The sequence below is a fragment of the Marinagarivorans algicola genome, from assembly GCF_001292705.1.
GTDB classification, from domain to species: domain Bacteria; phylum Pseudomonadota; class Gammaproteobacteria; order Pseudomonadales; family Cellvibrionaceae; genus Marinagarivorans; species Marinagarivorans algicola.
Genome location: NZ_LGAK01000003.1, coordinates 75350 through 87414 on the forward strand (window position 1 = coordinate 75350; position 12065 = coordinate 87414).

Here is a 12065-nt window from a genome sequence, read left to right on the forward strand (position 1 = left end):
TTAAAAAACTAAGTCTATAGCAGTACGCAACACGCCGCCTTTAAAACCAGAGACTTTATTCTCTGTGTTTTCATAAGACACCTTAAATGCAGCTGAGGGATGGAAGTCCCATCTCATACCTAATTGTAAATTAACAATATCTTTATTGTTTGAAGCTAAAGTATCACTTAAGCCTTTACCCTGTTGGGCAAGACCAATAGCCATTTGCTGTAGCGTTGCGCCGCCAAATGCCGCGACAGGATCGCTGGGCAGCGCTGTCTCAGTAGCAATAGCATCGGCCACCGATGTTAAGTCACCCGGTGCAATCGCTATAGTCACAGGCGCATCAGCTTCTTCTCGGCTGTAAGTACCATACACAACCGTTGGGCCCACTCGCCAGCCAACGGTTATATAGTAAGCTGTGGTCTCTTCAATTAGACTTTCTTCAACATCGTATTGTATGAACTCACTATCAATAATGAGTGAACCTTTATCGATCGAAAAACCCACCGCCACATAAGAGCCGTCATCTTCGAAAGCCAGTATTTTATCGTTGGTTGCAAAATACGAGTTTCCCACTTCAGCGTAACTAGCTGCATAACCTGCTGCACGCTGACCAACAGCTGAAGCGCCGGCTGCTGCCGCAAATTGACCAAAGCCTTGTGCAACACCTAGCATGCCCGCACCTAAACTTTCATAACCTGAAACTAATGATGCAATATTTTGTGACTCTAGCGTAACGCCTGCTTTTAAGTAACTGAGCCGGCCAGTAATAAACTCCCAAGTCCCGACCCAGCTAGCACCATAAAAATCCTCAAAAATTACACCAGCTGTATCTTCTGAATCAGATTCACTATCTAAAACCCCGCCTACAAACTGAAAAGTAGAATCAACCGCTCCAATGCTATTACTGTAGAGTATCGAAACGCCATCAAAACTGGGATAATCAAAGTTGTAGACGCGGTCTGGCCCTGTAATCCAATTATAGGTATAACGGACATCTAGAAAATCAGAGTAACGATAAAAAGGGGCTTGCGTGCGGCCTGCACTCACTTGTATAGAGTCCGTCGCCTGATAAGAAAGATAGGCCCATCGCACTTGAGGCTCGTAATCATTTTTACCACGACTCACAAGTTGCAAAGTTGCGGTCAAGCCATCTTCTAAATCAGCATTCATTTGGAATGCCATTAGCGAATCCTGCTTAAAATCCCATGTATCGCCGTAACCTAATACCGTCTCATCAGGCTCAACACTCATCGCTTGACCACCGACAATAGAGCCAAAACCTCTAAAATTTATCTCGGCATTTGATAAAGGCGATAGCCCAATGGACACCAGCATAATTGCGCAACTTAATTTTTTCATATTATATTCCCACTATTCCCAATATCATTTACTGTAAACACCCCCACTTCCGTAGAAACGCGTTGAGTCACAGCGACCAAATTACGACTAATACTAAATAACTCTTCCGACTCTTTAGAGGCTTGATAAGTATGCTGGGCCATCACCTCTACCACTCTTGCCAGTTGATCCACAGCAACGCCTTGCTCCTTTGTGACTAGAGCTATATTCTTATTCATTCCATTAATTTTTTTAATTTCTTCTGTCATTAAAGAAATTTCAATACCCGCTGACCTCGTCATGTCGCCTTTTTCTTTAGCGAGTACAACGCTTTTTCGCATAACCTCAACTGATTTATTTGCAGCATCTTGCAAAGAGGAAATTGTCAATTCAATTTCGTGGGTAGACTGCTGTGTTTTAATTGCTAGGTTTCTTACTTCATCCGCCACTACGGCAAACCCTCTGCCTTGCTCTCCTGCACGCGCCGCTTCAATGGCTGCATTCAGCGCCAATAAATTTGTTTGCTCAGCAATACTGTTAATAACGCCTAATACATTACCCACTTGCTGTACATCTTCGGCCAATGCAGATATCACTGTTTGAGCCTCTTCAATTTCTTGCTCTAAATATGCAACGCCTTGCGCCGCTAGTGTTAATTTTTGACTACTATCAATCGCTACATTCGCTGAGCTTTCAGCAACTGCCGCTGCATTACTTGAATAATCTTCAATATCTGTAACACGTTTATTTATAGCATCTACTGCAGATTTTGCAGATTTCGCATCATTTTTTTGTTGATCAATAGCCGCCCCCATACGATGGGCAATATCATCAATATGGCTAATTAATACCTCTAGGGGTTTGAATTCAACAATTAGGCGCGACACAACACAATCCAGTCTTGCGACAAATTGATTAAACCAATGGACTAATGCACCGATTTCATCATTACTATTTTTCGTCAATCGCAGGGTTAAGTCGCCATTATCATCTGTCGCTATTTTTTTGAGGGATGAGACCACGGTGCGAAGATGTCGGTTAATGGCCAAGACTATCGGCAAGGCGATGAGCATTAAAAATATAGCCATCAAACTACCCGATAAAAGCCCTGTCATTGTTTGCTTTTTGGCTGAAGAGGCGATTAATGTAAATGCATCATCAAATTTTTTATTACGACGAGCAATAAATGCCGATAAAATACTATCAATACTGTGGTATACCGTGGCTTTTTGCTCTGATTTTTTTGGCAACAAGGAGAAATCTGCTGAGCCATCAATGAGACTCTGACTTAATGGGATGGCCACTGCATAATAAGCCTCAAAACCCGACTCGATAATATCGACTGCTTCTGCTGGTGCGGGTAAATGACGTAGCATTAAGAGTGAGTTAGCAATAGCCGCCTTGCGCAACAATACGGCATCTAGCTCATCTTGCTCGCCTGACATCGCTGCTTGCGTTAACCCATCGTCAATGCGCTCCATTTCAAACATGAGCTCTTTTGCAATGATTAACGCCTTAAAATCAATATGATAAATAGACTCTAGACGCTGTAAATTTTTATGAGCGACTTGATAAGTCATCACAAGATAAACACCAAAAAATATAATCGCAATAATAGGTATCGCAAATATTTTTCGGCTAATAGTCAACAGCGACAATTTCATAAACGGGAATTAACAATGCATTCCCAATGAGTATAGACAAGATATTTTTAATGCAATAAACGCAGTACTATTAAAGGCAAAAAAAACCAACACATTCATGTGTTGGTTTTTAAAAGCTATTCTCTACGCAGTTATTCGTAACGCAGTGCGCTAGCCGGATTCACCTGGCTCGCTTTCCAGGCAGGATACAGTGTTGCCAGCAAACATAAGCCAATAGCAGTCATCACAACCTGTGCAATATCTTGCCATAATATATTGATAGGTAAATAAGTTAAGGGGTAAACATCGGAGGTTAAGAACTGCGTATTAAAAACCCACTCAATAAGTGTTAATACATCGCCCACTATCAGAGATAAACACACTCCCAATACAACGCCAAGTAGTGCGCCAACAATACCAATCACAGCACCTTGCACAATAAAAACGGTCATAATTTCACCCGTTGTTGCACCCAGTGTCCGTAAAATAGCAATAGCGCCTTGCTTTTCGACAACAACCATAATTAAGGTACTCACCACATTAAATGCCGCAATACCCACAATTAAAGACATCAACAAGGCTACCAGACGCTTAGACATATGAATAGCATGATAAAGGTTACCATGTGTGCTTAGCCAGCTGGTACCGTAATAACCACGCCCTAGATCAGTGACCACATGCCACAATATATTTTGTGCTTGAAATAAGTCATCCAGCTTTAGCCGTAAGCCGGTGACTCTACCGCTCGAGGTGAGCTGCTGAGCTTGCTGCAAGGGCATGAGTGCTAATTTTGCATCCACCTCGGTGTGCGTGAGCAATATTGCAATCACCTGAGCATAGACCACACTCGGTGGCGCCTTCGCGTTTAAGCTATTAGGTACCACCACCATGACACTATCGCCGGTAGTTGCGCCAATTGTTTGCGCAATACTGGCTCCTAAAATGATACTAGGTTCAGCCGGAGCTCCCGCGGAGACACTCGACAAATGATTTAACGCATCGGCGGTTAAATACTGCCCAATATCAGATACCTGCTGCTCAGCTGTAGGCTCAACACCGTAAATTGCAACGGGCTCTGCACGATTGCCTACACCAACTAACGCCCGCAACTCAACAAACGGCGAAGCGGCCAGCACCTGAGGGTTTCTTTCAACTTGAACTTTCAAACTTTGCCAATCATCGATACCTTCGCGATGGTAAATTGAGGCTTGTGGTAATAAGCTGAGTATTTTTTCACGCAGTTCTTTATCAAAGCCATTCATGATCGACAGGACAACAATCAGCATACCCACACCGACAATGAGACCCATCATTGATACACGCGATAAAAAAGCCACTAACAAATTACGTTGACGCGCACCCACATAACGCAAACCAATAAAAATCGAAAATTTAGGCATAAAAGTTCAATCGCTCGCTATAGTGACGCAGGTATCTCGGCGCTAAGAATGTGTAAAGCGCCATCTTTTAACTCTAATACACGGTCCAAATCGCGTGCAATGGTCATATCATGTGTCACCACGACAAAAGCCGTCGCCAGTTGCTGGCTGAGCTCGCGCATCAATTCACGTACTGCGTTAGCATTGTGACTGTCCAAGTTACCGGTAGGCTCATCCATCAGTACACACGCCGGCTCACACACCAAGGCCCGAGCAACAGCGACACGTTGGCGCTCCCCCCCCGAAAGTTCGCTAGGTTTATGGCCCCTACGTGATTGCAGGCCCACTTTTGCCAACAAAGCTTCAGCTCGTGCATAGGCCGCTTTTTTACTGTGCTTTGCGATCAATAATGGCATTGCAGTGTTTTCTAAAGCCGTAAACTCACCGAGTAAGTGGTGAAACTGATACACAAAGCCCAAATGTTGATTGCGAATGCGTCCGCGTTCATTTTCACTCAAGCGCGAAAACGCCTGACCTTGCAAAGTCACCGTACCGGCTGAGGGCTTATCGAGCCCCCCTAATATATTGAGTAACGTTGATTTTCCCGCTCCTGAAGCACCGACAATAGCCGTTTGAGTCGAAGGCATTAATTGCACATCTAAGCCCTTGAGCACATCAACTTTTAATGCGCCTTCACCATAACTTTTTACCACACCTTGGCACTCTAAAACTGCTGTCATGAATCAACCTAAATTTAATGAATTCGCAAACAAACTAAACATCACAACCGTGGTGACAGTCAAAAAGTCGCACCACGTCTATACTGCGTTAAATGTTGTACCTCAATGCTTCGGCTGGTGCTATTTGGCTGGCCCGGTAAGCTGGGTAAATGCTGGCGAGAATGCTCACCAACAATGCACCGGTACACACCATAGCGCTATCATAAGGTCGCCATTGAGAGGGAAGCTCGGTCACAAAGTACACACTAGGATCAAAGACACGCAAGCCAAAAAGTTGCTCTAACCATGCCACCACGTCAGGAATATACAGCGCGCCCAGTATCCCAAAACTTGCGCCCATTACTATCCCCACAACTCCTAAGGTGAGCCCTTGCGTCATAAAAATAGCTACCACATTGCTCGAGCTAAGCCCCATGGTACGCAAAACGGCGATATCACTGCGCTTCTCGGCAATCATCATGACCAAGCTGGTCACAATATTAAATGCGGCCACGGCAATAATAATACCCAACAAAAAACCAACGACTGTTTTTTCCATTTTAACCGCTTGAAACAAGTGTCCTTGGGTAGTGCTCCAGTCCGTCACTTTAGCGTGTGCAACCTGTTGAGCCAATTGATTCAACACATGAGGTGCGCTATAGATGTCGTCAGTTTTGACTTTGAGACCGTGGCTTTTATTGCCCAAGCGCAGTAGCTTTTGACTGTCGGCCAAGTGCATAAGCACTAGTGTTTGATCACCTTGGGCACCAGTATCAAAAATGCCAGCAATCGTAAAGGCACGGCTTCGCGGGAAAACACCGGCTGGTGTAATCATGACCTCGGGTAAAGTCATCGTCACCGTATCACCGACCCCAGCACCCAAAAAGCGCGCCAATAAGCCACCCATTAAAATATTGTACTCGCCCGCTTTCAAATCGCTCATATTTCCCTGGCGCATAAAGTTATGCACACCCGATACTGCCGGCTCATACAGTGGATCAACACCGAGTATTTCGACACCTCTAGCATTGCCAGCAAACGTTAATAACCCATTCGTTTTGACAAACGGTGCCAGACCTTGCACTCCCACGCTACCGTGTAATTGACCCATTAATGCTTCGGGATCACTTAACCCTCCTACTGGCTCAATAAAGCCATGTGGGACTGTGCGTAATATGCGCTCTTTGAGTTCACGGTCAAAACCATTCATCACCGATAACACAACAATCAGCGCAAACACGCCAAGCGCCATGCCCAAAAAGGCAAAGAGACTCACAAAGGAAATAAACGCATTACTGCGCTTGGCCCGCAAATAGCGAAGACCGATCATGACAGGAAGATAATTTTGCATGGGCGCATTAGACCCAATAATCCACGCAACCACAAGTGGCGATCGCGCTAGTCTATGCTTTTATTAATACAAATTCATATGTTTGCGCACTAAAATGTGCCATGCCTATCAACACAACTGGCTTAAATGCTGAGGCAGCACGGTTATGACTATAAAAGATCCTTCCTCTCATGTTAACTCACTGGCCAAACCCACAGTGCCTTCAGCAAAAGAGCGTCGAGAGTTTTTCCGTATTGATAATGATGTTATTTTTGATGTGCAACCCGTCGATAAGCAGACTATCGATACTATGCCAGCGATCGACGTTGTCAGCGATGGACCTAGCTGGCAAGTACTCGAGGCATTGTCTGCATTGGATCAAAAAACTCAGCACTGTGCCAGTGCACTAAATACCAAACAACCAGCACTAGGGCAGTACTTAGGCTTGATCAACGATAAAATTGATCTCATTGCGCGTCATAGTATTTTTAGCCATTATCAACACCTTCCCAAAACACGCATCAGCTTAAGCGAAGAGGGCTTGGCCTTTAAAAACTCACGTATGCTCTACAAAAATAGCTTTGTTGTTGTACGCATCATTTTTTTGCCGCACTTTGCACCGGTAGTGAGTTTTGCGCAGGTAATACGCTGCGAAAGCCGTGACAATAGCTACAATGTCGCAGCTAAATTTTATCAGCTAGCCCCAGCACAACAACAAGTCATTGCAAATACATTGATTAAAGCCCAACAACGCGCATAATAATGGCGTATAGCTGAGTCAATAGCCCTTTCACAACGTCATGATCGTACTCGCTCAACCATACGACACACCGACCACTGCATATTGATAGCAAACCAGCCTCCAGGAGTTAACATGAAACACACACAGAGTCTTATGATCAATCTTGGTCTTACTTGCGCGCTAAGCTTTTCCAGTATAACGGCAGCTAATGCCGAAACACTCGCGATCCCGCTAGGCCAACAAGGCAATCATTGGGAAGTCGCACGCCCCGCCACTGGCATGAGCAAAGCGCAAGTTAGCGCAGAGTATGGCGAGCCACTCGAGCGCAGTGGACCGGTCGGCGACCCTGGTATTTACATTTGGACGTATGATAAATTTAAAGTGTATTTTGAAGGGGAACGCGTGATTCATAGCGTTGTTATTGCCCAGTAACATCGTCTATTTCACAATAATATTGGTAACTATTCAGAGGTAGCGAAATTGGGTCAGAGGTACCGAAATTGGGCCGTTCAAGCCATCGATGGGCGCTATATAAGCCCTCTCGGCGCTTAAATACCCAGAAAACAATCCATCAGTACCCTATCAGGTGAATTTTTCAGCTTGGCTGAATAGTTACTAATATTTACCATTTATTTTGACTCCGTGCGACCTGCAGAACCTGTGAGTCGCCCATAATATGCAGGCTCCCGTGTGCTCGATGAAATAACGAACGGCAACAATACGCTAGTCCCTAATTTACAAACAATTAGCCAAATTTTTACGGTGTTAGAAGGTGTATTTTTACTAGCCTGCTTGATCTGTATGCTGCTGGCCAAATATATCATCGAATACTTTAGCGATAAAATACCCGCCCCAAAACGGGCACTGCGCGTTGCCGGTGTACGCGGCATCTGCCTAGCCGCCATTTCAATATTAATGTATATCGAGGTCCCTAGTGAGCTCAGCCAACAATATGGGCTAGTGACTGCTTTAGCCATTTTGGCCAGTGTGTACTTATGCTATTTGGGCAACTTTATTAGCGCCTATTTCATCTTTAAGCGCTTTGGTAAAAGCCGTACTATTGGCCAAAACACCATCACCATACCCACCTACCAAACACGTGCACTGTCTTTATTGAGCAGTTTATTCTTCTTAATACTGGCCATTGTGGCTATTGTTCAGCAATTAGGTTTTAGTAATTTGCTAGAGGCCGGCGGCGTCATTGGCGTCATTGGCGTGATGCTCGCATTAACTCAAGGCTCATGGGCACCCGACATTATCAGTGGGCTCATACTGCTCAATAGTGACATGATCGAGGAAGGGGATATTTTAGAGCTACCCAATGGCACGATTGCCGAGGTATTTAAAACAAAAATGTTCCACACGGAACTTTTTGATATTGCACACAACAACCGTATTATGGTGCGCAATACGACGCTACGCGATCGAACGTTGAGTAATCTATCGCGTTTTGCCAGCCACAAAGGGTTACGTATTTGCCTACCCTTTAATATTGACTACCAAACGCCCGCCGAGGCCGTAGAGGCACTCTTTGAACAAGTTGGTGTGCACGCTAGCGAACAAGACATAGCCTTTGAGAGCACGCACGGCATTAAAACCGTCTTGATGGAAGCCGGCGATCATGCCTTGCAATGGGGTTTTATTTTTCACACTAAAGCCCCCGAGCAGCTTATTGATTCAAAGCGAAGCTTTAGGTTACTCATGCAGCAAGAAGCACATGCACGCAATATTAGCTTGGCCACCCCGCTCACCCATATCGTCAATTTAGAAGCCCCACCCAAAGCGCAACAAGCGCTGTAATATTACAAACACCATAAAAAAACCCTGCTCAAAGATACTTGAGCAGGGTTTTGAGTTATGCAGACTTAACCTGAGTATTTAGAACTGGAAATGGTCCGCTTCTAAATCTAATAAGTTGGTAGCGCCTGATTTCATAGTAGCCATTAAACTTTGTGTACGCGGTAAGATGCGCGCAAAGTAAAAGTTTGCAGTCTTGATTTTTGCCTTATAAAAATCAGCTTCTTCACCAGCTTGCTTTTCATTGGCTAATAAAGCGGCGCGAGCCCAAAAGTATGCCAAAACAATGTAGCCTGAATACATTAAGTAATCGACACTTGCCGCACCCACTTCTTCAGGGTTTTCCATCGCAGCTAAGCCAATATGCATAGTGACATCGCCCCACTCTTTATTGAGGGCTGATAAAGGCTCAATGTATGCTGCCATGGCGGCGTTATCTTTGTTGGCTTCACAAAACTTATGTACAATTTTGGTAAAGCGACGCAAGGTAGCACCTTGTGTTTGTAACACCTTACGGCCTAACAAATCTAACGCTTGGATACCTGTTGTGCCTTCATACAACATGGAGATTCGACTATCGCGTACGTTTTGCTCAACACCCCACTCAGCAATATAGCCATGACCACCAAAACACTGCATGGCTAAGTTGGCTGACTCAAAACCCGTTTCTGTCATAAACGCTTTAGCAATAGGCGTTAGCAAGGCCAATAACTCGCTAGCTTCTGCTTTTTTGTCATCACTGCCGTGAGCATCATTATCAACTAGCTGAGCAATGTAGTAGGCCAACATACGGCCGCCTTCAGCAAAAGCTTTTTGCGTTAACAACATGCGACGTACATCAGGATGTACAATAATAGGATCAGCAGGGCCGTCGGGATTTTTAGCGCCACTTAACGCTCGCATTTGCAAACGATCAGTCGCATACGCTAATGACTTTTGGAAACCTAATTCGGCATGTGCTAAACCCTGCAACGCCGTGCCTAAGCGTGCGCTGTTCATAAAGGTAAACATGCAGTTAAGACCGCGATTTGGCTCGCCAATGAGGTATCCTTTAGCACCATCAAAATTGAGTACGCAGGTTGCATTACCGTGGATACCCATTTTATGCTCTAATGAACCGCATGCTACGCCATTGCGCTCGCCAATTTTAATCCCGCCAGCACCATCATCGGCTGGTACAAACTTAGGTACGATAAAGAGCGAAATACCTCGTGTGCCTGCCGGTGCATCTGGTAGGCGTGCCAACACAATATGGACAATGTTTTCGGCAAGATCGTGCTCACCCGCCGAAATGAAGATTTTGGTACCTGTTAATGCATAACTACCGTCTTCTGCGGGTACAGCTTTGGTTTTCAGCATTCCTAAGTCGGTACCGCAATGAGGCTCAGTCAAGCACATTGTGCCCGTCCAAGTACCCTCAACAAGCTTAGTGAGGTACGTCTGCTTTTGCTCTTCGGTACCGTGAGCAACTAAGGTTCTCATGGCGCCATGAGACAGCCCAGGGTACATTCCCCACGACCAGTTAGCAGTGCCTACCATTTCGCTAATGATAGGCTCTAACGAGTCAGGTAAACCTTGGCCACCGTATTTCTCATCATGGCTCATACTCGGCCAGCCAGCATCAACATATTGCTGATACGCTTCTTTAAAGCCGTCTGGTGTTTTGACTTCACCATTATTAAAGGTACAACCTTGTATATCTCCAATGCGGTTTAAAGGGGCAATAACGTTTTCACAAAACTTACCAGCCTCCTCGACAACAGCATCAATAACATCACGTGTTGCATTTTCACCACCAGGTAAAGTTGCACAATGTCCTTCGTAATCTAAGAGTTCATGTAAAACAAACTGCATATCACGGACGGGGACTTTATAATCGTTCATAACTCGCCTCTTGTATTTTTGATTTCGCGTTTATTGTAGTGCTAAAACCAGCGATTATTATGTGGCCAATTGATGCATGTTTGATCACCTTAACGGTTATTAATAACGTAAAAAATGACAACAGCACCAAACATTAGCAAGTTAAACAGATGCATAAGTTTAGGCTATAAACGCAAAATTGTTAGTTCTTTTTGCGCCAATTTAATAGCCAAACTAAACACCGAGAAACTTTTTACGGTATTGCCCCGGTGTTGTACCAGTCCATTTTTTAAAAGCGCGAAAAAAAGCACTCGGCTCATCAAAACCTAAACGCTCGGCGACCATCACATTGGTCAAATCGCGACAAGTTAACAGCTGTATCGCAGCCTCTAAGCGACATTCGTCCTTCAACGTTTGATAGGCCGAATTTTCTTCTGCTAAATGCCTTCGCAATGTGGTGACAGACATATTTAAAGACTCAGCAACCGCTTCAGCGGATGGCATATTACGACCGACATCTTTGTTGAGTAACGAGCGTACTTTTTCGGCGGTAGTAATTTGACTGGAGTCTTGCGTCACCAATTGGTAAGGCGCTGTACGCAAAAAATCAGGGAGCGAGTGCGGGCTCTGAATAATAGGACGCTCAAGCACATTTAAAGGATACAGTAAGGCGTTAACAGGCTGGTTGTATTGCACATCTTGCTCACACAAAGCCCGCACGCTTTGCAACGTATCACCAGAGGCAAAGCTTAAGCGCAAACCCTCTAGGGGCAGGCTCGTACCTGCAAGCCAGCATGCCAATTGATGCGCGGCTACAAGTGTGGTGAAGATTTTCTCGGGGTGTGTATTCGCTTGGATCCCTGTAAACTCTTGTTCCGAACTGTGGCGCACAGGCGCCAGATAGACACGCGCTAGGCCTTGATATTCATCAACACTGTAGCGAACTTTAAACCCTTGGCAAATTTCAGCAAATTCACCCGCCAGCTCGAGCGCCTGCCTGATACTGCCCGCAGTCAATAAGGTTAAACACATTAACCTAAACGCGCCAACAGGCACTTTACCGCCCGAAAACATGCCAAACCACTCATCACTGGTTAAAAAGATTAACCGGCGATAAAGCTGCCCATATTTAAACGCTGATAGATTTTCCAGCTCATCTTCTTGTGGCAGCCCTAGCTCACCCAATAATGCTGTGCAATCCACACCTTCTTGTTTTGCCTCGCTCAGCAGGTGGCGAACCAGTGCTACGGGTGTTTTTGGTGTAAACAT

At 45.0% G+C, this 12065-nt stretch carries 10 protein-coding genes; 3 read left to right on the forward strand and 7 right to left on the reverse strand.

Going from position 1 to position 12065, the window contains the following annotated elements; genetic code table 11:
- From AC438_RS01440 to AC438_RS01460, 5 genes are all read right to left on the reverse strand, one after another.
- Positions 1 to 1344 (reverse strand): porin family protein, encoded by a 1344-nt coding sequence (locus AC438_RS01440; RefSeq protein WP_053979502.1) that lies wholly within the window; start codon positions 1342 to 1344, stop codon positions 1 to 3.
- On the reverse strand, positions 1341 to 2903 hold the full coding sequence (locus AC438_RS01445) for a methyl-accepting chemotaxis protein (protein ID WP_238376298.1): 1563 nt from the start codon (positions 2901 to 2903) through the stop codon (positions 1341 to 1343). Before AC438_RS01445 ends, AC438_RS01440 begins: the two co-directional genes overlap by 4 nt.
- A gap of 215 nt (positions 2904 to 3118) precedes the next feature.
- Positions 3119 to 4366 carry a lipoprotein-releasing ABC transporter permease subunit gene (locus tag AC438_RS01450; RefSeq protein ID WP_053979504.1) on the reverse strand — a complete coding sequence of 416 codons (1248 nt, stop codon included), beginning with the start codon at positions 4364 to 4366 and terminating at the stop codon, positions 3119 to 3121.
- Between the two features lie 17 nt (positions 4367 to 4383).
- The gene (gene lolD, locus AC438_RS01455) at positions 4384 to 5085 is read right to left on the reverse strand and encodes a lipoprotein-releasing ABC transporter ATP-binding protein LolD (RefSeq protein WP_053979505.1); all 702 of its coding nucleotides are present in this window, start codon (positions 5083 to 5085) and stop codon (positions 4384 to 4386) included.
- An 88-nt stretch (positions 5086 to 5173) separates the two neighbouring features.
- Entirely contained in the window at positions 5174 to 6415 is a 1242-nt protein-coding gene (locus AC438_RS01460; RefSeq protein WP_053979592.1) for a lipoprotein-releasing ABC transporter permease subunit, read from the reverse strand.
- 145 nt (positions 6416 to 6560) lie between these two features.
- Between AC438_RS01460 and AC438_RS01465 the strand changes: the two genes are divergently transcribed.
- The 3 genes from AC438_RS01465 (at position 6561) to AC438_RS01475 (ending at position 8936) form a co-directional block, all read left to right on the forward strand.
- Positions 6561 to 7154: a PilZ domain-containing protein gene (locus tag AC438_RS01465; RefSeq protein WP_053979506.1), complete on the forward strand. Its 594-nt coding sequence runs from the start codon at positions 6561 to 6563 to the stop codon at positions 7152 to 7154.
- 114 nt (positions 7155 to 7268) lie between these two features.
- Positions 7269 to 7568, forward strand: coding sequence for a hypothetical protein (locus tag AC438_RS01470; RefSeq protein WP_238376296.1), 300 nt, complete (start codon positions 7269 to 7271; stop codon positions 7566 to 7568).
- Positions 7569 to 7826: 258 nt separating this feature from the next.
- Complete coding sequence (locus tag AC438_RS01475) at positions 7827 to 8936, forward strand: mechanosensitive ion channel family protein (RefSeq protein WP_053979507.1); 1110 nt, start codon at positions 7827 to 7829, stop codon at positions 8934 to 8936.
- Positions 8937 to 9014: 78 nt separating this feature from the next.
- On the opposite strand, the gene AC438_RS01480 is transcribed toward AC438_RS01475, so the two are convergent.
- Positions 9015 to 10817 (reverse strand): acyl-CoA dehydrogenase C-terminal domain-containing protein, encoded by a 1803-nt coding sequence (locus tag AC438_RS01480; protein WP_053979508.1) that lies wholly within the window; start codon positions 10815 to 10817, stop codon positions 9015 to 9017.
- A 213-nt stretch (positions 10818 to 11030) separates the two neighbouring features.
- Positions 11031 to 12065 carry an AraC family transcriptional regulator gene (locus tag AC438_RS01485; RefSeq protein ID WP_053979509.1) on the reverse strand — a complete coding sequence of 345 codons (1035 nt, stop codon included), beginning with the start codon at positions 12063 to 12065 and terminating at the stop codon, positions 11031 to 11033.

Excerpts from the sequence above, each read along its gene's own strand:
- AC438_RS01460 (WP_053979592.1), bottom strand. The coding sequence starts at position 6,415 with ATGCAAAATTATCTTCCTGTCATGATCGGTCTTCGCTATTTGCGGGCC.
- AC438_RS01480 (WP_053979508.1), bottom strand. The coding sequence starts at position 10,817 with ATGAACGATTATAAAGTCCCCGTCCGTGATATGCAGTTTGTTTTACAT.
- AC438_RS01485 (WP_053979509.1), bottom strand. The coding sequence starts at position 12,065 with ATGTTTACACCAAAAACACCCGTAGCACTGGTTCGCCACCTGCTGAGC.
- AC438_RS01470 (WP_238376296.1), top strand. The coding sequence starts at position 7,269 with ATGAAACACACACAGAGTCTTATGATCAATCTTGGTCTTACTTGCGCG.
- AC438_RS01450 (WP_053979504.1), bottom strand. The coding sequence starts at position 4,366 with ATGCCTAAATTTTCGATTTTTATTGGTTTGCGTTATGTGGGTGCGCGT.
- lolD (WP_053979505.1), bottom strand. The coding sequence starts at position 5,085 with ATGACAGCAGTTTTAGAGTGCCAAGGTGTGGTAAAAAGTTATGGTGAA.
- AC438_RS01465 (WP_053979506.1), top strand. The coding sequence starts at position 6,561 with ATGACTATAAAAGATCCTTCCTCTCATGTTAACTCACTGGCCAAACCC.
- AC438_RS01445 (WP_238376298.1), bottom strand. The coding sequence starts at position 2,903 with ATGACTTATCAAGTCGCTCATAAAAATTTACAGCGTCTAGAGTCTATT.
- AC438_RS01440 (WP_053979502.1), bottom strand. The coding sequence starts at position 1,344 with ATGAAAAAATTAAGTTGCGCAATTATGCTGGTGTCCATTGGGCTATCG.